Raw genomic sequence first — 23,529 nt, 5'->3', positions numbered from 1 at the left:
ATAGTAAAAATGATTGTTTTTCTCTGTATTTTGTTTGATTAAATGAAATAACGTAACATGAGGATCTTACCTATTGGAAGCTGGAATCAGTACATGCAATTATATCGGCGATTATACGGTGGATATCGACTTACTGACAAAAAGTGACAATCCTCAATAAATCGCTATCTTTCAACATCCTATGTCACCAAATGTAATTTTCATATTCGGAGCATATACTAAAGAAGAGTGCATTTGAAATGCTTTAAAAAATCGGAGTTCAGCTTCATATTGAGCTAGCGCATCATCATATGTTAATCCTCTAGTCATTAAACGATCTATAAATTGCTGCTTATCACCTGGATTCCCTGCAATCCCCTCTTCTTTTAATGAATAATACAAACTTTGTTTATCATTATGCTGCATATTAGAATCTAAAAAGTTCACTTTATCACTTACTCTACATTCAATATTTTTTACGCCTAGTTCACTTAAAAACATCGGTATTTTCATACCAATATTTCCATCTTTTCCGCTTCTCTGCATGTCACTTTCAAATAACTGCTGCAAAGCACCTAGCCTAATAATTTCCGATTGAGTCTCTCCATTTAAAAAGTATGAAGACATATTTGATATCCAGTGTGGTTCAAAACAGATTATTTTTCCGCCCTTTTTAATTGAATGCATCATTTTTTGTAGCATCATTTTTGGCGAACTCATATGTAATAAGAAAGCATGACAAATTGCTATATCGTATGTATCGTTCAATTCAATTTCTATAGCATCTCCCTCAAGAAATTCTGCCTCATACGGAAGTAAACGAAACAACTCTCTCGCTTCAGATAATAATGTTTCTCCACTATCAACGCCAGTATACTTTGATCCTTCTGGAAGTAATGGCATTAATACTAATCCTAAATAACCATATCCACAACCATAATCAACGATATGTACGGGCTTAGTAATCTTCCAAACTGTATTTACTAAAAAGCTTACATAATCGTCATTGTAATATAAATCTCTCGTGTTTTTTAAATATGTTAGTTTACTGTTCCAGTCGTACGTTTCCAAGTTTAACACCTCCTTTTTATATATGACATTACAATTCTCCATTTAATAAGGACATTCCTACACTTGAAACAATTCTAAAAAATTTAGATTTAACAAAATAAAACTTCTGCTTTCACATTTTCTATAAAAATAAATAGGCATACATATCTACTATGATACGTATACCTATTTATTTTACATCTCCTCAGGTGCCTCGACCCCAAGTAAACGTAATCCCTCTTTTAATACAACTGTCACAGCATACACTAATGCAAGTCTGCTGTCTTTCTCTTCTCTCTCTTCTAATATACGAACATTACCGTAATATTTATTAAACGATTGTGCTACATATAATACGTATTTCGAAATGATTGATGGCTCATTTTTATTGAAGGCAACTTCAATTACTTGTGGGAACTTATTCAGTAATTTTACGACACTCCAGCTATGATCATCTTTTAATGCAAACGTACACGTTTCAAATTCTACACTTTCTTTTCTTAAAATAGAGCAAGCACGTGCATGTGTGTACTGTACATACGGTCCTGTTTCACCTTCAAATTTCAGCATGTTTTCTAATGAGAATTCGATATTATGCATACGCTCGTTTTTTAAATCGTGGAAGATAACTGCGCCAGCGCCGACTTGCTTTGCTACTTCTTCTTTCTGTTTTAAGCTTGGATTTTTCTCTTCAATATTTTGTTTTGCAAGGTCTATTGCTTCCTCAAGTACTTCTTCAAGTAAAATAACTCTTCCTTTACGTGTCGACATTTTCTTACCGTCTTTTAAAATGAACCCAAACGGTACATGTTCCATGCCATCAACCCAATTGTAGCCAAGCTTTTTTAATACAGTGAAAAATTGATTGAAGTGTAAACTTTGTTCCGGGCCAACTACATAAAGTGCTTTATCAAATGCATATGTGTTTTGACGATATAACGCTGCCGTTAAGTCACGTGTTGCGTAAATCGTTGCACCATCGGATTTTCTAATTAAGCAAGGCGGCATTCCCTCTTCTTCTAAATTAACGACTAACGCGCCTTCTGACTCTTCAAGCAAATCATGTTCTTCTAAAATCCCAATAAAATCTTCCATTAAATTATTATAAAAAGCTTCTCCTTGAAAATTAGTAAATTCAACACCGAGAAGTTCATAAATACGAGAAAATTCTTTTAAGGATTCATGACGGAACCAATTCCAAAGCTCAACAGCTTCTTCATCACCTTCTTCTAATTTCTTAAACCAAGCACGCCCTTCTTCTTCTAGTTCTTCGTCGTCTTTTACCTCTTCATGGAATTGAACGTATAACTTAAATAATTCACGTATTGGATCCTCTTTAACTACTGCTTCATTTCCCCATTTTTTATAGGCGGTAATTAACTTTCCAAACTGCGTTCCCCAATCCCCAATATAATTAATTCCTACAACTTCATAACCACACTTTTCAGCAATATGTTTTAGTGAATTTCCAATCATTGTAGAACGTAAATGCCCCATTGAAAAAGGTTTCGCGATATTAGGAGAGGAATAATCGATAACTACAGTCTTTTCACAGCCAAAGTGATTTTGACCGTACTCTTCTTTCTCCGCTAAAATCGTTTTTAATACTTCATCACTTACAGTTTCACGATTAAAAAATACATTTACATAAGGACCAACAGCCTCTATTTTCGTAAAGAACGGATCATGTATTTTCTCTGCAACTTCCTTTGCGATAAGAGCTGGTGATTTTTTATATTGCTTCGCAAGTGAAAAACATGGAAATGCCGCATCTCCAAATTCATCTTGTTTCGGTGTTTCAATTAAATCTAAAATTTGCTTTTGCGTTAATTCATTCGTGAAAATATTGGATAAACTTTTTGCAAAATGCGTTTTATACTCCATACTACAACCTCCTTATTTTTTAAAACACAAAAAACTCGTCTCTAAAAAAGAGACGAGTTTAAACCCGTGGTACCACCCTTGTTGTTCATTACGAACCACTTTCCCGTTTATAACGAGGACAGGGGGCCTCGGCTTTCTCTACTATTCGTTCAAGAAGCATCTCCGAAGTGCGCTTCATCTTTTCCTTCCGCACTAGGCTCACACCATCCCTAGCTCGCTTTCCTTCTAAAAAAAGACTACTCTCTTCATCACAGACAGTATATTTAATTAATTATTGCTTATTATACATCTTTTCAAACAATTAGCAAGGGTCAATTACACCAAAGTGAAACTTAGCACTTTTTCTTTTGTATACGTGAAAATTATGTTTTTCAAATCTAGAACTACGGAAATGATCTTTCAAAACGACACGCTTTCTTGCCACACGCTTCGCTTCCGCAATTGTTTCGTCAGTAATATCATGATACAAAGCAAAGTGTTTTAATCCTTTTATTCCATCTGATTCTATCACAGTTTCTTCAAACATTGGATCAAGGTACACAACATCATAACTATTATCTTCACATTGTTTTAAAAATGCGAAATGCTCCGTTTGCTTCACATCGATTCGTTGCATTGCCTCATCAATTTCAGAAACAGATGAAGACCATGTTTTTAAACCATTTTCCATAATATAAGCCATATATTCATTGCCTTCAAGTCCCGTTACTTTTCCGCTTTCACCAACAATATAACTAGCTACAATACTATCTGATGCCATACCGAGCGTACAATCTAACACTGTCATTCCACTCTCTAATTGCGTGGCTTGTACAAACGGATCGTGTTCTCCGCGCATTAACCTTTTCACACGAAACATCGCTGAGTTTGGATGAAAGAAAAACGACTCTTCCGTTCCTCTTGGATAAATTGCTAATCGGTTTTTCCCTACAACAAGTATATCTTGCTTATACTGCTCATGTAGTTTATGTACTGGTATGTCATTACGTTTAACAAAAGAAACATTTAATTCTGCTGCTACCTTGTTTGCATAATCTGTCATTTCTTTGTTCGTTCTTCCTGCTGTTGTTACGATCATTTTTTCACCTCTATATAAAGAAAAGAGGGAGATTTACTCTCCCCCTTCTTTAGCAATTCTTTTCGAAAGCTTGTTCTAAGTTCGTAATAATTTCATCCATAGTTGCACCTTCAATTTCATGACGGTGAATGAAGTGAACAACTTCTTTTCCTTTTAACAATGCCATAGATGGTGAAGATGGAGGAATTTCTCCGAAGTATTCACGCATTTTTGCAGTAGCATCTTTATCTTGGCCTGCGAATACAGTTACAAGATGGTCAGGTTGTTTTTCAGCACGAACAACTGCTTGACCTGCTGATGGACGTGCTAAACCAGCTGCACAACCACAAACAGAGTTTACAACTACTAAAGTTGTACCTGCCGTGTTTTCCATAAATTCTGTTACAGCTTCTTCTGTAGTTAACTCTTCAAATCCAGAACGCACTAATTCTTGGCGCATTGGAATTACCATTTGGCGCATGTATTCTTCATAAGCATTTGACATCTTGTAATCTCTCCTTCAACTTTCATTCCAAATTCATCATATCACGCTCTATTACTAGGTGCAAAAGAAAGATTACGATGATTTCATTTTTTTGTAGGGATTTCACAAACCCCTTCACGGCAATGTCCAACTGGGACAAGTTTTCTATTGTTAGCGATATAATCGTATACTTTACTTCCAAATCCGAGTAAGATAGACAGTTTTATAAAAGGAACGGCAAACCAGTAAGATGGAACGGCCTTTGCTAATACATGTATGCTATGAATTCCGTCATACCACTTATTATTTTTTAAAATATACAATCTTTGTTCCATCTTACTTCGTAGTTCTTGAGAAAGTTCATACTTCTCAACTACATCTTCATCTCGAAATGAAACAAAATTCATTTTACCCTTTTTATCTAGTTTTTTCGTACGTTCTGCAACCGCCGTACACATCGGACACCAACTATCATAGAAAACAATCATACATTATTCCCCTTTACGAGACTCCGTCATTTGTTTCCATACAGAACCTTTTGCTTCTTCTCCGCCTTCAATACGCTCTAATGCTAGACGCGCTTGCATCGCCACTTCAAACTCTGGATCATCTTGCGCTGCTTTTAATGCAGGAATCGCACTTTCATCTCCAAGTTCAAATAAGAACATCGCTGCACGCCAGCGTACTAATTTACTTGAATCTTTCAGAGATTTAATCATAACGAACATCGCTGCTGGATCACCTACATCTGATAAGCAATCGCCCGCTGTACGGCGAACACTTACTGAACGATCTAATAACGCTTTATATAATAACGGTAATACTCCATCACCTTTTACCATACCTAAATACGCTGTTGCTAAACGGCGGATCGAAACTTTTTCATCATCTAACGCCATCTTCAACACTGCCATATCTTCTTCAGTAGGATCCATTTGTTCTAATGCTGCAAAACGGTTTTTCCAGTCAGCATCTTTCATCATCTCTTCTGTTACTTTATATGGCTCACGCTTTTGAATCGTTACTTCAACAGCACCTGCCTGGTTTAATAATTCTTTAACCGTTTCATTTACACGTTCCTCTGAATAAGCAGCAACAATCTCTTCCACTACTTCTTTCCCGATTTCTTCAAAATTACCGTAACGTGTACTTTGTTCCACCCATTTACGTTCTTTTACGACGTTTGGTGCAGACATTTGAACTTTCATAATTGATTCTTTAAAACGATCTGGTAAGCCAACACGTTCTTCTGTTGTTCCATCTGTTAACTTTACTTGCATTGGAATTGTAAAGAACATTTGAACAAACACTTTCACTTCCCCAAAATGAGCAAGTTGTTGTTCTTCACTTTCTTCTACTACCTCTTCACCGAAAACAGCACGAACTTGTTGTAATAAAACTTTCCAGTCAAACTTCGCATTTCGCTCCACTGCTAAAAAGTCGGCTACATGATATACACCTTTAATGCCTTCAATTTTCAAAATTTCTTGCACTTGCATTGGTGCTTGTTCTTTATTTTCATTTGTATAATTATTACGTGCTCCTGATGGTAATACTTCATTCAAAATAACTTTCATTGTATTTGGACTTGGCGTCGGTTCAATTGCTTTAATCTTCACGTAAAAAACTCTCCTTTATTGCATGTTCTTAGCTGTATTGTAACACGTTATCACTCTAGACTCCTACTCGGACGCTTAATTTTGCTAATTCCTTTTCTACATTTCTTAGAAGTTCCATTCATTCTATTTTCACCTAATCGTTCCATAACTATAGTTAAAAGTATAATTGACAATTACATAAAAAGGGATTAACCTTAATTCATAAAATGACCATAGTCATTTTATGATCGAAGTCATTCAAAGGTGGAGTGATAACAAATGAATAATGTCATAATTATTGGTGGCGGTATTGCTGGACTATGTGCAGCAATTTCCTTACAAAAAATAGGAATAGAAGTAAAAGTATATGACAAAAATACTGAACCTACTGTTGCTGGTGCAGGTATTATCATTGCTCCAAATGCAATGCAAGCACTTGAACCATACGGAATTTCTGACAGAATTAAAAAATTCGGCAACGAAAGTGACGGCTTTAAGCTTGTATCCGAAAAAGGAACCATTTTCAATAAATTGATTATTCCAGCTTGTTATCCAAAAATGTACTCTATTCATAGAAAAGATTTACATCAATTACTACTTTCTGAACTACAAAAAGATACTGTCGAATGGGGAAAAGAATGTTTAAAAATAGAACAAAATGAAGAAGACGCCTTAAAAATAGTATTTCAAGATGGTAGTGAAGCAGTCGGTAATATACTGATTGCTGCTGATGGTATTCATTCTGTCGTTCGAAAACAAGTAACACAAAACGATAATTACCGTTATGCAGGATATACGTGTTGGCGCGGCGTAACTCCTACTAATAACCTTTCTTTAACAAACGATTTTATTGAAACTTGGGGAACAAACGGTAGATTTGGTATCGTCCCTCTTCCTAACAACGAAGTATACTGGTATGCGCTCATAAACGCTAAAGCTAGAGATCCAAAATACAAAGCTTACACAACAGCAGATTTATATCATCATTTCAAAACTTACCACAACCCCATCCCAACTATTTTAAATAATGCATCGGACGTTACTAAGATTCATCGTGACATTGTGGACATTACACCAATGAAACAGTTTTTTGAAAAGCGCATCGTATTTATTGGGGATGCAGCTCATGCACTTACTCCTAATTTAGGTCAAGGAGCTTGTCAGGCAATTGAAGATGCGATTATTTTGGCTGAATGTATTAAGAATAATGCCCATTATCGTCAAGCATTCATAGAATACGAACAAAAAAGACGAGATAGAATTGAAAACATCTCAAATACTGCTTGGAAAGTTGGAAAAATGGCGCAAATAGAAAGTAAGCCTTTAATTATAATAAGAAACCAAATAATGAAACATGTTCCAAAATGGGTTTCTGATAGACAAGCACATGAACTATACAGTTTTCATTTATGATAAACTCCAACGAAAAGCCTGAACGGAATTCTCTCTATCCTTCTTTCAATTGTATGAAACTTTATAAAACAATTAACTTAATTATGAAGTAAGATTTTATTTGAGATTATCTATTAAATAGATATAATTGTTTGTGTTAGGAGTAGATAAAATGCTTAGAGAAACGAGAAAAAAAGAATTAAAAGAACTTATATTCCTAAAAGCAGTACAACTCTTCCAAGAACGCGGGTACGAAAATGTAACGGTTCAAGATATTACTACTGCATGCGGGATTGCAAAAGGAACTTTCTTCAACTACTTTCCGAAAAAAGAAAACATATTATTATTTTTAGGGGATTCTCAAATTGAGCTATGGAATGACAGTTTAAAAGCATATGAAAATGTGGAACATCCAAAAGAAAGAATCAAACTTGTTCTAGGTGACTTACTGGACCGCTTTACTGGACATGGTGATTTAATGAAGCATGCCGTCTTTGAAATTATAAAGTCTAACTTCTTAGTAGAAAATGAATTAAAAAGTATACTACAGCTACACGAAGGTTTGTCTTCCATTATTGCAGAGGCGAAAGAGACAGGAAAATTAAACAGTAAATGGGATATACATATTATCACCTCTACAATTATGAGTACTTATTTTTATACATTAATGTCCCATTCACTATTACATGCTAATGAAATAAACGCGAAAAATATACTCAATCAACAATTAGATGTTGTTTGGGAAGGTATCAATCAAAAGTGATAGAGGGCTATACTACTAAGCCCTCTTAATTTTTTATACTCTTCTCCTCTTATTGTGGTGCCCCCTCCCGCCTTCTCTCCAAAAATGTAATGCTCTCAATCAGAACTTCCGTTATATATATTCTCTTTCCTTGATCATCCTCGTAATTCCTCGTATGAATACGTCCAGTAATTCCAACAAGTGACCCCTTCTTACAATATTCAGTTACATTCTCAGCCGATTTTCTCCAAACGACACAATTAATAAAATCTACTTGTTGCTCACCTAAACTATTTCGAAAACCTCTATTCACCGCAACACATACTCGTGCATACGCGACGCCTTGCTTCGTGTAGTATAATTCTGGCTCCTTTGTCAATCTACCGATTAATACAACTCGATTCATCATAAGTTATACCACCTCATATATTTTTCTTCATTGTAAAGAAAAATGTTTGAAGGGTAAAAAGCGTAAAATAATATTTTTTATAGTAAAAATATTATTTTTATATCTGATATAAACAAAAAAGAAACCTTACATATTTAAAACATGTAAAGTTTCAAAATTTATCCCGCTTTAATGGGCAGTAAGACCCCCACCTCAAAATTCAGCGAAAGCAAAGAATTTAGGTGGGGGTCGGGCTGCCCATTAAAGTCCGATTGGTTCAACTAATAATCAGTGGGGGATGAAGTCCCCCCACTGATTATTAGTTGAACTTTATACTTCACTGCAGGATATGTAATATCCACCGCGAGCCATCTTTATTTCAACGCTGTACATTACATTTTCTAAGTAAAAAGTAATCGGTTTAACTTTACTCTCAAATTTTAGACTTTCATTGCATTCAGCCGCATATCCCTCTATTGCTGAAGTAATAACTTCTGATGATGGATACGTTAAAGCATCTTCTAGTTCTATGAAAAAACTTTTAGAAAATAGTTTTTTCATAATCCCTTTCTTCTCTTTCATCATATTCCATCCCCCTTCAATTCGAGTTACCTACAACCATATTATACCATTTATGAAATTAACCTGCATTAACAGGCAGTATAAGCCTCACTGATTAAAATTTCACTCTACCTTTGAAAATAAAAAAATCCTGCATTTTTCATGCAGGATTTTTTTATTAGTCATTTTTCGTAAAGTAAGAAACAAAACGAAGAATTTCTAAGTATAACCAAACTAATGTAAGCATTAGTCCCATTGCAGTGTACCACTCCATATATTTCGGAGCTTGACTACGTACACCATTTTCGATTAAATCGAAATCTAGTAATAAGTTTAATGCAGCAACTACGATTACAACTGCACTAATAATAATGCCGATTGTACCACCTTGGTGAATGTACGGAACCGTTACACCAAACATGTTTAGTAGAAATACGACTAAGTACATAACCATAATTCCAAGTGTCGCTGCCATCACGCCTGTACGGAATTTATCCGTTACCTTTACTACGCGCGTTGCATATAACACTAACATTGCAAATAGAATTGAGATTGTTAGTAATACAGCATTTAAAACGATAGAATCGCCAAACTTCATTGTATAAACAGCTGAAATACTACCTAATACAACCCCTTCTACCGCCGCATAGATTGGTGCACCAAAAGGTGAAATACGCGGGAAGAACATAGACGCAAATGCGATGATTGCCGCAACGATTAAAGAGCCAATTAAAACTGGCATTTTCATCGTACCCTCTATCATCTGTATGTATGAATAGACAGACGTTGCAAGTAGCAAGATAAGCATAATAAACGTTTTGCCTACTGTTCCGCCAATCGTCATCGCAGAAGCACTTGCTCCCTCTTTACGGAATGCCTCTTTTTTCAACATTGGATTAGATGTTCTCATTTTTTCCCTCCTAAAATAGGTTCTACCAATAGTGTAAAGTTTTTCTCTTTACTTTTCAATATATGCAGCTTGTTTTTATTTTAATCCTTCAACGATGTCTGATAGTTCGCTCCATCTTTCCATCGTTTTTTCTAGCTCTTCTTCTGTTTTCTGCTGTGCTTCAGATAATTCTTGTGCCTTTGTGAAGTCAGATCCAACTTTCGCAAGTTCTTCTCCAATTGACTCAATTTTCTCTTCTAGTTCGGCAATTGTATCTTCAATTGTTTCCCATTCACGCTGCTCATTGTATGAAAGTTTACGTTTACGTTGTTGTTTCGGCGCTTCTTCTACCACTTTTTTCTCTTTTTGAACTTCCGCCTTCTCAATCAGTTCTTTCGTCTTTTCCATTTCTAAAAAGTCCGTATAACTACCTAGGAATTCACGCACTTCGCCTCCACCACTAAAGATGAACAATTCATCTACTACTTTATCTAAGAAGTAACGGTCATGCGATACAGTTAAAACGACACCTGGGAAATCTTCTAAATAATCTTCCAGTACTGTTAATGTTTGTGTATCTAAATCATTCGTAGGTTCATCCAGTAATAGTACGTTTGGTTCTCCCATTAAAATACGTAATAAAAATAAGCGTCTTCTTTCACCACCAGATAGTTTACCAAGCGGTGTACCATGTGAATGCGTCGGGAATAAGAAACGTTCTAACATTTGAGATGCACCAATTACTTTTCCATCTGTCGTATGAATAACTTCTGCAATCTCTTTAATGTATTCAATCATACGCTGATTTAAATTCATCTCTTCATTTTCTTGCGTATAATAAGCAACTTTTACAGTTTGTCCTACTTCAACTTCACCACTATCAGGAGATAGCTTACCTGCAAGCATATTTAAAAGAGAAGATTTCCCGCTTCCATTCGCTCCGATAATCCCAATACGATCGCCCGGCTTCACTATATGATTAAAGTTGTGTAATACTGTTTTATCACCGAATTTTTTCGTTACATCTTTTAACTCAAGTACTTTTTTGCCAAGACGACTCCCGCTAAGCGCAATATCAACTGACTGTTTTGCAGCTGGTCCTTCTTGACCTTTTAACTCATCAAATCGTTGAATACGTGCTTTTTGCTTTGTCGAACGAGCTTTTGCACCACGTCGAATCCATGCTAGTTCGCGACGGTATAAGTTTTGACGTTTTGATTCTTGCGCAATTTCTTGTTCTTCACGAAGTGCTTTCGCTTCTAAAAATGTACTATAGTTTCCTTCGTAACTATATAGTTTACCATTGTCTAATTCAAAAATACGATTCGTCACACGATCTAAGAAATAACGATCATGGGTTACAAGTAATACGGCACCATTATATCTTGCTAAATATTCTTCCAACCATTCCACTGTCTCATGGTCAAGATGATTCGTAGGCTCATCCAAAATTAATAAATCAGGTGTTTCAATAAAACATTGCGCCATCGCAATACGCTTTTTTTGTCCACCAGATAGGTTTCCAACAGTTGCTGTGAAATCAGTAATTCCTAATTTCGTTAATAACGATTTTGCATTCGCATTTGCTTCCCATGCACTCATCGCATCCATACGTTGCTGCACTGCAAATAATTGTTCCTGTACTTTTTCATTACTTGGATCTTTTTCGATATTTAATAACGATTGTTCATAATCACGAAGAAGACGAATTAAAGGTGTATCACCATGGAACACTTGCTCTAATACTGTTAGTTTTTCATCAAACTCTGGTTGCTGTGATAAATAACTAATTGTATACCCACGTGAATGCGTCATATCACCTGTATCAGGAGTTTCTAACCCTGCAATAATTTTTAATAATGTCGATTTACCAGTACCGTTTACACCAATAATTCCGACACGTTGTCCTTCTGTAATACTACATGATAATCCATCAAATAACGGTTTTTCTCCGTATGATTTCGATAAGTTTTCCACAGTTAACATTTTCATATTTGTGCATTCCACTCTTTCATAAATTGTTCAATAAACTGTTCCATATAACGATGTCGAACTTCAGCCTCTTGTTTTGCTGCGTTCGTGTTCATTAAGTCTTTTAGTTTCAAAAGTTTTTCATAAAAATGATTTAAAGATGGATCGTTATTTTTTCTATATTCATCTTTCGTCATCACTTCACGCGGAGGAATAGTTGGATCGTACATTAATCTCCCTTTCGCTCCACCATACGCAAATGTGCGAGCTATTCCAATTGCTCCAAGTGCGTCTAAGCGATCCGCATCTTGAACAAGCTTCCCTTCAAGTGACTCCACTTTACCGCCATGACCACCTTTATAAGACATATTGGCAATGATATGAAGAACATGTTTACTTTCCTCTTCTTCCACATGTAATTCTTCTAACCAATCAGAAACTTTTTTCATTCCTGCTTCTTCACTTTCATTTAACTTCTCATCTGCCACATCATGAAGTAATGCTGCCATTTCAATTATAAAACGATTTCCTCCTTCTTGCTCGGATAAAGAAATCGCCAGTTTATGTACGCGTTCAATATGATACCAATCATGCCCACTCGCATCTTTTTCTAAAATATGTTTTACAAAAGTAATTGTTTTTTGAATCTTTTCTTGTTTTGTCATTTTATCTTCACCCAGTTACTTATTGTAACACGCCCGCATTTTTTCATCACATATTTTCTTGTCCGCCCATACACTGAGTGGTAAGCATCATCATGAAGGAGGAATAAATATGTTCTATAATAATCAACCGCCTTATCCACAACAACCATTTTACCCTCAGCAACAGGACCAACGGTATGAAGATCAATATGAGGAATATGGGGAACAAGAACAACAATTTCAACAAAATCCATACGAAACACCGCAAAATCAAGAGCAACAATATGATCAAAACGCATACGACGCACGTCCAAATTATGATTACCCTCAAAACCCATATGCAGCACCGCAAAATCAAGAACAACAGTATCAGCAAAATCCATATGTAGCACCACAAAATCAAGAGCAACAATTTCAACAAAATCCATATGCAACACCACAAAATCAAGAACAACAATATCAACAAAATCCATATGCAACACCACAAAATCAAGAACAACAATTTCAACAAAATCCATACGCAACTCAGCCGCAACACCCGCAATACCAGCCGCAAATGCATCAACCAAACTATGGCGCGCGTGTTTCACCACCGGCACCACAAACAATTGATCCGACACAACCACAAATTTTACCACCGGGACCAACACTTGATATTACACAACCGCAAATCTTACCACCAGGACCAACATTTGATATCACACAGCCTCAAATCTTACCGCCTGGACCAATTACAGAACCAACACAACAACAAATTCAACAAGTTGTCGGTACACAGTTTTTACCTTTAAAGAAACCTGTACTAGATTTCGTAAAACCTTGGGTAGATTACGGTTTAAATGAAGCAAAACATACATCGCACAAACACGCTTTAACAGAAGTTGCGGCGATTATGTTTTTAGTTGGGAAAGGATTCAATCCAACGATTGCACATTATATTGTGGAATCTTGGGAGAAGAATGAGCAGTTTTAAGGTTGTTTATTTTTATTAAATAAAACTATAAAAGCGTCACAAGTGTCTGTTATACAAGCATTTGCGACGCTTTTCATTTGTTATATTATATTCTACTTCAAAAGGGGATTTCGTATTTTTTCACATATTTTTATATTATTTGTGAGCAAAATGTGAGCAAATAATAACCTTTTATTTAAACTGTATTAGCTTGAATTCTAATTTAAAACAATTCTTTTAACATAAATTTCTACGATAAATCTTAAATTATAATCATTTTGATAAATAGCTATTACCGTTCCCATTGTTGAATTTGCGTGCGGAATATATCCTCTGAATTCATCAAGTTTTAAAGAGTACCAAAAACGTTGATTTATCAAGGTTTTATAAAAGTGATGTTTCATAGTGATTCATCACTTTTTTTATTTTGCGGGTGAATTGTGGGTAGGTTCGTGGGTACCCCCACAAAATAAAACAAACCTAAATAACTTAGGCCTATTTTATTTTTTTATCTGTTTTTTCCTATATTAAAAGCATTAGCTAAAAGTAAATTTAAAATATCGTAGCAACAAAATCGACTCAGTAGAGTGCGCTTTGAATTTATTCATATGATTAAAATTCCCCTCTTAAGTGCCCCTTAATATAATGTGAATTTTCTATATTTACATTTTTTTCTTCTTGCCTCATAATTTTAATCGGGAGAGTGAGGAAGAAAATGGTTCAAATAAAAATTACACCTGAAGAACTAGAACAAGTTGCAAAACGGGCTAATGATACAAAGCATGCGTTAGAATCCATACATAATAATTTATGCAATCAAATTGATTACATGTGTTTTCAATGGACAGGTGCATCGAATCAAAATTTCGTTCAAATGTTTAACAATGCAAGACCATCTGCATTCACAGCTATTAATGCACTTGTGCATGTTGAAGAAGAATTAAAGAGAATTGCTGAAAAATTCCGCTTTACGGATAATCAAGATATAACTACTCAAAAAAAAACTACATCTAGTAAAGCATCTGAAAAATCTTTCCTAGGAAAAGTTTGGGATGGTATAGTAGATGGTGCGGGAGATGCTGTTGGAGATACAATCGACGGTATAAAGGCATTAGGTGACTGGGAAACTTGGAAAGGCATGGGCTACACTGTCACCCATTTAGATGAAGCTTTGCCAGCTATGTGGAATGCCTTATCAGATTCTTTTAATAAAGATGTGATAAATGGAGATGCAGAAACCCGTGCAAGATGGGGATCGTATGCATTAACACAAATTGGATTAGGTCTTCTTGGAGATAAAGGGGTCAGTAAAGCTACAAAACTAGCGCAAGGTGCCAAATTTTCTCAAGGTATATCAAAAGCTGGTCAATTATTTAATAAAGGTGACAACTTTGCTTTTGCGGGTAGTAATGGTATCAAATCTGTATTTGACAATACTACTTTTAGACAAGCCGAAGAAAAACTATCAACTTATCAGTTTGCTAAAGGTGAAGGGAGTCCTGGAAAGAGTAATTCTTTTGAAGAAAATCATACGCCACCACTTTCTAATCAGGAAGCCATTTCTAGTCTACAAGGAACAGAAAACTTCAAACCAAATGGCCTTAAACATATCCTAGAAGGTGAAATAAATAGAAGTGGTAAGGCAGTTGGTTATCATTCTGAAGCATTAGAAAATACACCTGGGAAAATTATTAGAGGAACAGAAGAAATAGTAAATGATCAGGGCATCTATAAAGCTAAAATAGAAGTAAATGGAACTCCTAAGACTACAAATGGAGGGTTCTCCACATTTTTCCCTAAAGAATGGAGCTCACAAAAGATTGTAGATAATGTCAATGAAGCATACAATACTAAAAGGCATATAATCGGTAATACATACAAAGGAGTAGGTTCAGATGGTATAGAGATAACCATGTATATAGATAGCAATGGGAAAATTATCTCTGCTTTTCCAAAAGAATAAACTCTATTTTCAATAAATTTAAGGGAGTATATTAGAAATGAAATATGAATATAGTTTTGAAGTGCTTGATAATGACGTATTAATCATGAGATTACCAAAGGAAATTGAACTTGTCGGAACCTTTGTATATGTTGAAGTTTCCGCTTTTGGAGATTGGATTTTAGAAGAAATACATAGTGTTTTAAACGGAGAAAAGGATTACGGGGAAGTAAACGGCAATATTTGTGGTTTAGAAATTCGAAAAGATACAACTACCGTTCTAGACAATTTGGCCGAAGATGATAAAGGTGCATTTTGCGAGATAGAAACGATTGAATTAGTAAATTTAATTCATATTTGGCTCGACAAACAAAAAGAATTTAAAAAAGAAAAAAATAAAGAATTGTAATAATTTAATTGGCTGACTTCTACATGAAGTCGCCTTTATTTATTTTCCCATACTCTTCCCACTATCTATTTCCCCTTTGAAATTATTACTTAAGATTGATATTTTACGTTTTATATCCATTTTCCTTAGAGAATTATCAGCGAAATGAATACGTATATCCGACGCGCTTGGAACGGTATTGATCCCTCTACTGGCGAAAAACTTTCTACTTGGGAAAGAATTTTTGCTGGAGGAATGGCTGTAGCTGGTCTTACACCAGTTGGAAAAGGGGGAAAAATGACTGCAAATGCAGTTGAAGCTGTTAATACTGTTAAAAAAGCTGAAAAGCTAAGAAATACTACACAATACTCCACTCGTATTGAAGATAAAGTAATAGCGGTTGAAAAACAAAACCTACCTGGAACTCTTGGTGCAACATTTAAAAATGGTAATTATAAAACAGTAAAAACAACAGAAGATATCAATTTTTACCGAGCATATGGTGGACAAGCTAAACCAAACAGAACATTTGTTACTACAGTTCCTGCGCCGAACAAAATTCAAACAAAAATAGATTTAGCGTTATTACCTGAATGGAAAAACACTCGACAATATGAAGCGGTAATACAAGCCCCGGATGGTACAATATTACAAATAGGACGAGCTGAAAAACAAACAACTAGGTCTGGAACAATATTTAAAGGTGATGAAGATCAAGTATTATTACCATTCGGATATCCATCAGAATGGATCAAAGAAGTTAGAGAAATTCCAGGTAAATAGAAGGAAAATATATATATGTCTAAAAATGCAAATGTACTATTAAGTCAAATCGAGATAGTAATTGAAATTACAAAAAATAAACAAAAAGAAAAAGAAGATCCATTCTATGAAGATTTACTAAAACGATTAAATCTTTTAGCTAATTATCTGCAAAATAACAATTATACTAATGACGGATTAGAATCTCGTCGAATTAAAGGTGCGGTGAGAGCCTATACTGATACCGGTCTCGTAAAAAGTTTTGACGACCCTCTACTTATTGAATTAGATAAATTAGAGACTATGCTAAATGAAAATTAACAATTTTTTCATCTGCTGCATTACTTCTGAAACTACTCGTGGTATCTGATTTTGAAATTCTTCCGCACTTTGTTGCATTTTTTTTGCCGATTCCTCTAAGTATTCCATAAGTACCCTAACTTCTCCAGCACCTCCAATTGAAAATCTAGGTGATCTATATATTTTTTCACCTGTATTAGCATCTACTAACATAGAATTATCTATATTTCCAAACGCATCGACGTGGTAATTCTTTATCCCGTGAAAATCCTTTGCTCCTATTGAATCTAAAAACCTATCAATTTGATGCATCCCGTAGTCATTATTTGCTGTTTTAAAATCAGAGTTTACCATATAGGTATCACCAATATGTGTTTTATCTTCTCTAAGACCTCCACCAGAAATTGTATCTTTCGGGTTAATATAATTAATTATTTGTCCTTTATATTCTCCTGCATCTACTTTTTTCTGTATGTCATTTGGAAGCATATCATAAACACCAGGAGCACTGTAAGTAACAGCGGGCACACTGCATATTGCACTAGCAAATTGAGCATTGGCTCCACCTAAAGAATGACATGTAGTTGAAATCTTCTGATTAGGATATTCCTTTTTTACTATTTCTAAAAGTGATACTGATTGTGTAAACTGGTTAGCCGCTATTACTTGACTTTTATCATACGGATCTATTTTCTCTCCATCTTGTATGGGATTCTGCCCCATCAAAATATATCTTGCATCAGTTATAAAATCAGGTACTGATCTATCTAATGATTCTCCCCCTTCCGTTCCTCAATAAGCAACAACAATATCACCAGTCACTGTATTTTGATATACTGTCGCATCAAAACCAGTTTCCTTATCATGGAGTTTTGCTCCTTTAGGGTGTATTGGTTCCCACACTTCACTTCCTCTTTTATTATTAATTTCTTTCCTTTCATCACTTTTATATGCTCCATTGGCTAATTCTCGATATGCTTGATCTGAAATCTCATTTGCCATAACATTCCATATTTTCTAACTGTTGTTACATCTATTATAATATCAATAGAGGTGGTAAGAAATGAAAAAAATCCTTTTAATAACATTATTGGTTGTTTTAGGTTTAGGTTCGTGCACTATATATCAAATCTATAAGGCTACCCACCCTTATAGTTAAAAAGAACAAAATGAAATGAAAGAAAAAGCATCACAAGCCGCTATCGATTATTTTAAAAAGGAGAAAAATTGGGATATGACCGTGACAAAAGTAGAATTTTCTACAGATATCTCTCGTAGTAGGCTTGAGGTATCTGGCTATATATCTGGTGACAAACAGAAGAAGGTTTCTGCAAGTATAGATTACAGTAATGATTATACAGTTGGTAGTATAAGTTATTAACATTAGAAATTGACTTTTTTCTCTAATAGCATTTTCACCCTCTATAATATCAAATACATAGACAAAACCCAGATAAAGATTGTAGTTAAACTTTGTCTGGGCCTTGTGTTTCATACTATCCCGTTGAATCTTGGGAGAAGAATGAGCAGTTTTAGGGTTGTTCATTTTAAACAAATCAAAAAAAGTGTCACAAATGCCTGTTTTACAAGCATTTGTGACACTTTTTGTTTGTTATGTTAAATATCATTTCAATACTGAATTACTGCAGTTACCTTTTCTTTCTAGGACCAATAATTAGTTTAATCGCCGTTCTTTCTTGATCATTAATAGTAACCTCTTGAAACGCTGGAACAAAAGCTAAGTCAATGCCACTTGGAGCAACAAACCCTCTTGCGATCGCAATTGCTTTAATTGCCTGATTTAAAGAACCTGCCCCAATCGCTTGAATTTCTACATTACCACTTGTTCTTAGTACACCTGCAATTGCACCTGCCACTGAATTTGGTTTTGATTTTGAAGATACCTTTAATATATTTTCCATGTAAGTTGCTCCCTCTATTATTTAATCGCTCTTTTGTTACCGTTTAAAATATTTCAACGTATCTTTTACTACTATTCACACCAAAAGCAAACAATGCTACATATGTACATTCATTCGATACTTTTCGTCTTCTTCCTGCCCCACTACGTAAATAAAGTGAAACTTTAATCAGCCCTCACCAATCGGACTTTTATGGGCAGCCCGACCCCCACCTAACTTCTTTGCTTTCGCTGCATTTTGAGGTGGGGGTCTTACTACCCATTAAAGCGGGATAAAGGCAAACAACCATAAACTCTAATATACAAACATTTTAAAAGACAGACATTCGCTTAAACGATCACATCATTGCAACTGAGACTACTGGTTTTATTTTTACATGTGTAAGTAAAATATGCGTTCCCGCTCCACTTCAATCCCCCAATATATTCCACTTGTATTTTTATCAAATCATTAACTTTTTTTCTTCAAAAATGGTTACAGCTTCTATTCTATTACTATATTTCATCGTATTAGCACTTTATACTCCAAATCTATCACCTTTTATATAAGACAGGCATAAAATACTATGAGTATACACTTCATTCATAATAGGAGGTAATATATTGGGTTCGTACTATCATTCTTCAAACTCCAATAAAAAATGTTCATGTAAATCTTCTTCTAGCTCATATAAAAAATGCTCATGCAATTCCTCTTCTAGTTCCTGTAAAAAAAGCTGTCCGGCATACGGCACTTTTTGGCAAACAGAGTTTATAACTGTTCCTTTTGGAGATCCTTTTCCATTTAATCACGTTGGCCCTATAGCAGGAGGAGTTTCCTTACTAAATCCTACTACGATACAATTTAGTCAAGCGGGTGATTATAGAGTTTCTTTCATTTCAACGATTAACACTACTGTAAATCCTGTGTTTCCACATATTCCAGTCATGACTATATTTCTAAATGACAATCCACTTGCTAATAGTCAAGGTGACTTTGCTTTTCAAATGAATACTTCATCCAATAACGAATGCCTACAACTTGCAGGCGAAACGATCGTTACAGTTACCGCTAATTCAACTCTTCAACTGAAAAATAATAGTGGTTTTAATCGTCAAAGTATTGCAACTTGTGATAATGGTATCAATTCAGTTGAATTAACAGTTATAAAACTAAGTTAATAATCATCTTCACATTCAGATGCTATTTCAGCATCTTTTTTTTATTGAATACTGTTCTTTTGATTCCCATTATGCTTTTCTGTTAATCTAATAACATGAAAAAAGTACCGAACTCTTCTATTACAAAAGTTCGGTACTTTTTATATTAATCCCCCCTCATTCTTTCTTACTTCTCCACATAAACCGACTTAACAATTGTACGATTGTATGGTTGTCCTTCTTTATTCATCCCTTTTATATCCATCGTAACGTTGTATACTCCTGGTTGCTTTATGTCCTTTAAAGCACCAGTAAATGTAGTATTATTAACATTTTGTAATTCATTATATTCAGAGACTAGCTTTCCTTCTTTATTAACTACTCTTACTGTTATGGAAAGATCCCCTTTCATTTCAGGCGCCACAGGTGATTTTTTCAGTTTATACTCAGATTTATTCACTTTAACTTTTGTAGGCATTTGGAGAACAAATGGCGCACCACTATCGTAATCGCTTACAATTAAATATGCATCTTTCGACTGCTTCGCCATCATTTTAACTTTCCATTCTCCTACATCCATTTTATCAAATTTAAATGTTCTAATTGTCGCACCATTAAAGAAAGATTCACCTTCACCAGCAGTTATAACGCTATCTTTATTTGTATACATTTTTCCTTTTGGAGATATCATTTGTACTTCTACATCAGAAGAAGCCGTTAATATAGAAACGATTCCTTCAGCTTTTTTATCAACCGCAACAGTTTGCTCTATCCACTGATTTTGTGGCAATTCTCCGCCTAAAATATTTTGATTTGAAGTTGTATTTAATTGTTCTATATTTTCATTTGAACTAGTGCTGGATGCTACTAAAGCTGGTACGGCTACATTTGCTGTCCGTAAATATGGTTCAATTCGCGCGAAAACAGCTGATCCTTTTCGTATATTATCATGATCAAATCTGGAATCTGTAAATAAATGCGTTCCATACGGTAACTTAGCACTCCACTCATTTACTAATCCATCATTTGAACCGTATGATGACAAATAGAACCCGCCCATAGATAAAGCAGAAAATACTGGTCCCCAGCTAGTCCCGGTAGCCGTATAGTAACGGTTTAATTTAGCTGCTGGATTATTATCAATCGTTGAACGAAATTTCGCCATTTCCCCCATTTGTAATGAGTACGTACCATCATCTTTTTGACCTAATATAGAAGCAAGCCATCCTGCCCACCAACTATATGATAAATCCGCCAAGTTTGATCCATGATGTGGCGTCGCAAGCGTAATAACATTTCCGACAAACCGATTTGCACCATATCCTACTAACGCAGCCTGTGTATCAATACCACCTTTACTATGTGCTACAATATTAACTTTTTTACCGAAATGATTATATATTTCTTCTAATTTTTGTGCTAATAATTTTCCGTTGTCCCACTGACTAGCTGATCCTTTTCCAGCAGCATCATATAATTGTATAAATACTGTTTGATAGCCCGCTTTCAAAGCATAGTCATACATATCATTTATATCGTGATACACTGTCTTTCCATACCAACTATCGGCATTCCCATTCCTTCCTTGTACAAAAAGAATTGGAGGTTTATTCTCATCATAATTTGCAGGTTTTTGACCTAAAAACCATTCTCCAGGTGTAGCTACTTCTTTATCTGGAAATCCCGTTTTAATTTCTTTTACTTCCTCTGCCTCTACCTTCGTACTAACTGCCATCGGAGTCATAATAAAAAATGCGAGAAGTAATAACATACACCTTTTCAAAATCCTCATTAACATTCCCCCTTTTTTGAAAGGACGTACTATTTTTACTCTAGTTATTTCTTACTTATTTTTTAGGTAAAAAATAGTAACTGTCCTTTCTTATGAAACGTTATTCTCTCAACATGTATTCATTCCTTTTCCTATTAAACTCATTAAAAATTTCTCAACATATTTCTAACTAAAAAGCTGCGTATAAAAGGTTTATACCATAACCTTTTATACGCAGCTTCTTTCTTATAAATCAATGATATACTCATCATCATATTTATCATATTGGAGCCCTGACCCTATTTTCGATTCCGTAACTTGATCTCTTAAAAACGGTGCAGCTTCCATTTTACTAGTTGCAATTTCAATTCCATATTTTTTCGTTAAATGGGCTAATTCTATTAAAAACCACTCTCTTCGCAATGTAACTGGAATATCAAATGTTCTTCTTTTCATATATAATAGCACCTCTTTAATTTTCATAACTTAAAAAACATTATAGTATATGCATGTCCATTTTAAATGTGCTATTAATAAAACATAATTTCAGTTTACATAAAATTATTATGTACTAGTAGAAAGAGGCTTGTCCTCCTCTTTCTACTGTAGAGATTTAAATTACGAACATCTTGGTACACCTAAAGCTAAGAACAAACCTGCTACTCCCGCAGTAATCGGTACTTTTAACGTAATAACATCGTCTACTTTCGTTACTAAAAAGAAAGCATTACCTTCTTGTAATATACAAGTTACCAATAATTGAAATTCCATTTAAACCCCCTCCTTTCAATCGATATATTATACTTTATGAATTCTCTTTAAAAATGTAATAGGAAATACATCTATTTTTCCTCATATACAAAATAAATGTTTATAAGTCTATTAAAAATACTAATTTTCTAAATTTATATAAAACGTGTAATTACCAATAAGTTCCTATATAATCAATAGTGAAAATCTTACAAATGGAGGTATAAAAATGGCGATTTTGAGTAATATTGGTGCAGCTTTATTTTTTATTGCTTTTATTCTTTTAATTTTATGTATCATTTCATTCTTTAAGAAAAATGGAAAAGCAACACAATATGGTCGTCCTGCCGTTATTCTTTTTATGATTTCGATTGTATTAATAATAACTAGTGCTGAGACTTCTAATAATCCAATTGTTGAATTCTTTTCTATTTTAAGTTTTGTTTTATTTGTTTTCTTCCTTGTGCTAGCAATCTTATCTGTAATTAAAAAGACAGGTGTAGCAAAAAAACAATTTATTATCACTGCTATTTTATTTGTCATTTTTGTTGCATTATTAAGTATTTCAGCTCCTTCTTCTGAAAAGACGACAGCAACTAGTAAAAAAGTTGCTTCTAACAATGCAGAACAAAAAGAGAACGAGCAGAAAAAAGAACTAGAAAAGAAAGAAGCGGACGAAAAAACTCAAAAACAAGAAGATGAGAAGCGTCAAGCCGAAGAACAAGCTCGTAAGCAAGAGGATGAAAAACGCCAAGCCGAAGAGCAAAAACGTCTAGCTGATGAACAAGCTCGTAAACAACAAGAGGGGCAAAAACGTCTAGCTGATGAACAGGCTCGTAAACAACAAGAAGAGCAAAAACGTCTAGCTGATGAACAGGCTCGTAAACAACAAGAAGAGCAAAAACGTCTAGCTGATGAACAGGCTCGTAAACAACAAGAAGAGCAGAAAAAAGCACAACAAGCT

24 protein-coding genes, 2 pseudogenes and 1 other annotated feature are annotated in these 23,529 nt (G+C 34.7%); of the genes and pseudogenes, 10 read left to right on the top strand and 16 right to left on the bottom strand.

What is annotated here, in order from left to right; genetic code table 11:
- Positions 1–171: 171 nt before the first annotated feature.
- The 6 genes from MR113_RS16160 to MR113_RS16135 all read right to left on the bottom strand — a co-directional run bounded on the left by MR113_RS16160 (position 172) and on the right by MR113_RS16135 (position 6,073).
- Positions 172–1,050, bottom strand: coding sequence for a class I SAM-dependent methyltransferase (locus MR113_RS16160; protein WP_242255477.1), 879 nt, complete (start codon positions 1,048–1,050; stop codon positions 172–174).
- Positions 1,051–1,224: 174 nt separating this feature from the next.
- Positions 1,225–2,913: an arginine--tRNA ligase gene (argS, locus tag MR113_RS16155; RefSeq protein ID WP_242255475.1), complete on the bottom strand. Its 1,689-nt coding sequence runs from the start codon at positions 2,911–2,913 to the stop codon at positions 1,225–1,227.
- Positions 2,914–2,958: 45 nt separating this feature from the next.
- Positions 2,959–3,174 (bottom strand) — a binding site (T-box leader).
- A gap of 40 nt (positions 3,175–3,214) precedes the next feature.
- Positions 3,215–3,991 (bottom strand): class I SAM-dependent methyltransferase, encoded by a 777-nt coding sequence (locus MR113_RS16150; protein ID WP_242255473.1) that lies wholly within the window; start codon positions 3,989–3,991, stop codon positions 3,215–3,217.
- A 49-nt stretch (positions 3,992–4,040) separates the two neighbouring features.
- Complete coding sequence (locus MR113_RS16145) at positions 4,041–4,475, bottom strand: BrxA/BrxB family bacilliredoxin (RefSeq protein WP_000063705.1); 435 nt, start codon at positions 4,473–4,475, stop codon at positions 4,041–4,043.
- 83 nt (positions 4,476–4,558) lie between these two features.
- Positions 4,559–4,942: a thiol-disulfide oxidoreductase DCC family protein gene (locus MR113_RS16140; RefSeq protein ID WP_242255471.1), complete on the bottom strand. Its 384-nt coding sequence runs from the start codon at positions 4,940–4,942 to the stop codon at positions 4,559–4,561.
- Positions 4,943–4,945: 3 nt separating this feature from the next.
- On the bottom strand, positions 4,946–6,073 hold the full coding sequence (locus tag MR113_RS16135; protein WP_242255470.1) for a conserved virulence factor C family protein: 1,128 nt from the start codon (positions 6,071–6,073) through the stop codon (positions 4,946–4,948).
- Between the two features lie 258 nt (positions 6,074–6,331).
- On the opposite strand from MR113_RS16135, the gene MR113_RS16130 reads away from it, so the two are divergent.
- Together MR113_RS16130 and MR113_RS16125 are read left to right on the top strand one after the other, a co-directional pair.
- The gene (locus tag MR113_RS16130; protein ID WP_242255469.1) at positions 6,332–7,465 is read left to right on the top strand and encodes an FAD-dependent monooxygenase; all 1,134 of its coding nucleotides are present in this window, start codon (positions 6,332–6,334) and stop codon (positions 7,463–7,465) included.
- Between the two features lie 151 nt (positions 7,466–7,616).
- Positions 7,617–8,207, top strand: a complete 591-nt coding sequence (locus MR113_RS16125; RefSeq protein WP_242255467.1) for a TetR/AcrR family transcriptional regulator — start codon at positions 7,617–7,619, stop codon at positions 8,205–8,207.
- A gap of 49 nt (positions 8,208–8,256) precedes the next feature.
- On the opposite strand, the gene MR113_RS16120 is transcribed toward MR113_RS16125, so the two are convergent.
- From MR113_RS16120 to MR113_RS16100, 5 genes are all read right to left on the bottom strand, one after another.
- On the bottom strand, positions 8,257–8,595 hold the full coding sequence (locus tag MR113_RS16120) for a single-stranded DNA-binding protein (protein ID WP_242255466.1): 339 nt from the start codon (positions 8,593–8,595) through the stop codon (positions 8,257–8,259).
- A gap of 309 nt (positions 8,596–8,904) precedes the next feature.
- Positions 8,905–9,159, bottom strand: a complete 255-nt coding sequence (locus MR113_RS16115; protein WP_073518521.1) for a DUF4318 domain-containing protein — start codon at positions 9,157–9,159, stop codon at positions 8,905–8,907.
- A gap of 154 nt (positions 9,160–9,313) precedes the next feature.
- Complete coding sequence (locus MR113_RS16110; protein ID WP_063262724.1) at positions 9,314–10,045, bottom strand: Bax inhibitor-1/YccA family protein; 732 nt, start codon at positions 10,043–10,045, stop codon at positions 9,314–9,316.
- Between the two features lie 75 nt (positions 10,046–10,120).
- Entirely contained in the window at positions 10,121–12,016 is a 1,896-nt protein-coding gene (locus MR113_RS16105) for an ABC-F family ATP-binding cassette domain-containing protein (RefSeq protein WP_061679547.1), read from the bottom strand.
- Positions 12,013–12,660 (bottom strand): HD domain-containing protein, encoded by a 648-nt coding sequence (locus MR113_RS16100; RefSeq protein ID WP_087980942.1) that lies wholly within the window; start codon positions 12,658–12,660, stop codon positions 12,013–12,015. The genes MR113_RS16105 and MR113_RS16100 overlap by 4 nt, the downstream gene beginning before the upstream one ends.
- Before the next feature lie 109 nt (positions 12,661–12,769).
- On the opposite strand from MR113_RS16100, the gene MR113_RS16095 reads away from it, so the two are divergent.
- From MR113_RS16095 to MR113_RS16075, 5 genes and pseudogenes are all read left to right on the top strand, one after another.
- The gene (locus MR113_RS16095) at positions 12,770–13,612 is read left to right on the top strand and encodes a hypothetical protein (RefSeq protein WP_242255465.1); all 843 of its coding nucleotides are present in this window, start codon (positions 12,770–12,772) and stop codon (positions 13,610–13,612) included.
- 694 nt (positions 13,613–14,306) lie between these two features.
- Positions 14,307–15,554, top strand: a complete 1,248-nt coding sequence (locus MR113_RS16090) for a WXG100 family type VII secretion target (RefSeq protein WP_242255464.1) — start codon at positions 14,307–14,309, stop codon at positions 15,552–15,554.
- A gap of 37 nt (positions 15,555–15,591) precedes the next feature.
- Complete coding sequence (locus MR113_RS16085) at positions 15,592–15,942, top strand: hypothetical protein (RefSeq protein ID WP_000873112.1); 351 nt, start codon at positions 15,592–15,594, stop codon at positions 15,940–15,942.
- 156 nt (positions 15,943–16,098) lie between these two features.
- Positions 16,099–16,704 (top strand): annotated as a pseudogene (locus MR113_RS16080) (pre-toxin TG domain-containing protein); the annotation flags it as partial.
- Between the two features lie 15 nt (positions 16,705–16,719).
- Positions 16,720–17,004, top strand: a complete 285-nt coding sequence (locus MR113_RS16075) for a hypothetical protein (protein WP_242255463.1) — start codon at positions 16,720–16,722, stop codon at positions 17,002–17,004.
- A gap of 9 nt (positions 17,005–17,013) precedes the next feature.
- Here MR113_RS16075 and MR113_RS16070 read toward each other — a convergent pair.
- Positions 17,014–17,985: pseudogene (locus MR113_RS16070) on the bottom strand (Tle-like phospholipase domain-containing protein); the annotation flags it as partial.
- A 172-nt stretch (positions 17,986–18,157) separates the two neighbouring features.
- Between MR113_RS16070 and MR113_RS16060 the strand changes: the two are divergent.
- Positions 18,158–18,364 carry a hypothetical protein gene (locus MR113_RS16060; protein WP_242255460.1) on the top strand — a complete coding sequence of 69 codons (207 nt, stop codon included), beginning with the start codon at positions 18,158–18,160 and terminating at the stop codon, positions 18,362–18,364.
- Between the two features lie 268 nt (positions 18,365–18,632).
- Here the strand turns inward: MR113_RS16060 and spoVS are convergent, their stop codons facing one another.
- The gene (spoVS, locus tag MR113_RS16055) at positions 18,633–18,905 is read right to left on the bottom strand and encodes a stage V sporulation protein SpoVS (RefSeq protein WP_061678591.1); all 273 of its coding nucleotides are present in this window, start codon (positions 18,903–18,905) and stop codon (positions 18,633–18,635) included.
- A 602-nt stretch (positions 18,906–19,507) separates the two neighbouring features.
- Here spoVS and MR113_RS16050 point away from each other — a divergent pair.
- Complete coding sequence (locus tag MR113_RS16050) at positions 19,508–20,065, top strand: hypothetical protein (protein WP_061678592.1); 558 nt, start codon at positions 19,508–19,510, stop codon at positions 20,063–20,065.
- Between the two features lie 166 nt (positions 20,066–20,231).
- Here the strand turns inward: MR113_RS16050 and MR113_RS16045 are convergent, their stop codons facing one another.
- The 3 genes from MR113_RS16045 to exsG form a co-directional block, all read right to left on the bottom strand.
- Entirely contained in the window at positions 20,232–21,815 is a 1,584-nt protein-coding gene (locus MR113_RS16045) for an esterase/lipase family protein (RefSeq protein ID WP_396022469.1), read from the bottom strand.
- A 246-nt stretch (positions 21,816–22,061) separates the two neighbouring features.
- Positions 22,062–22,271 carry a hypothetical protein gene (locus MR113_RS16040; protein WP_046959276.1) on the bottom strand — a complete coding sequence of 70 codons (210 nt, stop codon included), beginning with the start codon at positions 22,269–22,271 and terminating at the stop codon, positions 22,062–22,064.
- A 162-nt stretch (positions 22,272–22,433) separates the two neighbouring features.
- Positions 22,434–22,586 carry an exosporium protein ExsG gene (gene exsG, locus MR113_RS16035; protein ID WP_000395678.1) on the bottom strand — a complete coding sequence of 51 codons (153 nt, stop codon included), beginning with the start codon at positions 22,584–22,586 and terminating at the stop codon, positions 22,434–22,436.
- A 208-nt stretch (positions 22,587–22,794) separates the two neighbouring features.
- Here exsG and MR113_RS16030 point away from each other — a divergent pair.
- On the top strand, positions 22,795–23,529 hold a 735-nt coding region (locus MR113_RS16030), incomplete at its 3' end, for a calcium-binding protein (RefSeq protein ID WP_242255457.1).

Origin of the sequence: Bacillus cereus group sp. BfR-BA-01379 (assembly GCF_022663605.1) — a bacterium.
In the GTDB taxonomy this organism is placed as follows: Bacteria; Bacillota; Bacilli; order Bacillales; family Bacillaceae_G; genus Bacillus_A; species Bacillus_A mobilis.
The sequence above is the reverse complement of the archived record's forward strand: the minus strand, read 5'-3'. Positions and strand labels throughout refer to the sequence as shown.

Coding starts and splice junctions, on each gene's coding strand:
- MR113_RS16075 (WP_242255463.1), top strand. CDS start 16,720: ATGTCTAAAAATGCAAATGTACTATTAAGTCAAATCGAGATAGTAATT.
- MR113_RS16120 (WP_242255466.1), bottom strand. CDS start 8,595: ATGATGAATCGAGTTGTATTAATCGGTAGATTGACAAAGGAGCCAGAA.
- exsG (WP_000395678.1), bottom strand. CDS start 22,586: ATGGAATTTCAATTATTGGTAACTTGTATATTACAAGAAGGTAATGCT.
- MR113_RS16125 (WP_242255467.1), top strand. CDS start 7,617: ATGCTTAGAGAAACGAGAAAAAAAGAATTAAAAGAACTTATATTCCTA.
- MR113_RS16090 (WP_242255464.1), top strand. CDS start 14,307: ATGGTTCAAATAAAAATTACACCTGAAGAACTAGAACAAGTTGCAAAA.
- MR113_RS16045 (WP_396022469.1), bottom strand. CDS start 21,815: ATGTTATTACTTCTCGCATTTTTTATTATGACTCCGATGGCAGTTAGT.
- MR113_RS16040 (WP_046959276.1), bottom strand. CDS start 22,271: ATGAAAAGAAGAACATTTGATATTCCAGTTACATTGCGAAGAGAGTGG.
- MR113_RS16110 (WP_063262724.1), bottom strand. CDS start 10,045: ATGAGAACATCTAATCCAATGTTGAAAAAAGAGGCATTCCGTAAAGAG.
- MR113_RS16115 (WP_073518521.1), bottom strand. CDS start 9,159: ATGATGAAAGAGAAGAAAGGGATTATGAAAAAACTATTTTCTAAAAGT.
- MR113_RS16150 (WP_242255473.1), bottom strand. CDS start 3,991: ATGATCGTAACAACAGCAGGAAGAACGAACAAAGAAATGACAGATTAT.
- MR113_RS16130 (WP_242255469.1), top strand. CDS start 6,332: ATGAATAATGTCATAATTATTGGTGGCGGTATTGCTGGACTATGTGCA.
- MR113_RS16140 (WP_242255471.1), bottom strand. CDS start 4,942: ATGATTGTTTTCTATGATAGTTGGTGTCCGATGTGTACGGCGGTTGCA.
- MR113_RS16105 (WP_061679547.1), bottom strand. CDS start 12,016: ATGAAAATGTTAACTGTGGAAAACTTATCGAAATCATACGGAGAAAAA.
- MR113_RS16085 (WP_000873112.1), top strand. CDS start 15,592: ATGAAATATGAATATAGTTTTGAAGTGCTTGATAATGACGTATTAATC.
- MR113_RS16060 (WP_242255460.1), top strand. CDS start 18,158: ATGAAAGAAAAAGCATCACAAGCCGCTATCGATTATTTTAAAAAGGAG.
- spoVS (WP_061678591.1), bottom strand. CDS start 18,905: ATGGAAAATATATTAAAGGTATCTTCAAAATCAAAACCAAATTCAGTG.
- MR113_RS16100 (WP_087980942.1), bottom strand. CDS start 12,660: ATGACAAAACAAGAAAAGATTCAAAAAACAATTACTTTTGTAAAACAT.
- MR113_RS16095 (WP_242255465.1), top strand. CDS start 12,770: ATGTTCTATAATAATCAACCGCCTTATCCACAACAACCATTTTACCCT.
- MR113_RS16145 (WP_000063705.1), bottom strand. CDS start 4,475: ATGTCAAATGCTTATGAAGAATACATGCGCCAAATGGTAATTCCAATG.
- argS (WP_242255475.1), bottom strand. CDS start 2,913: ATGGAGTATAAAACGCATTTTGCAAAAAGTTTATCCAATATTTTCACG.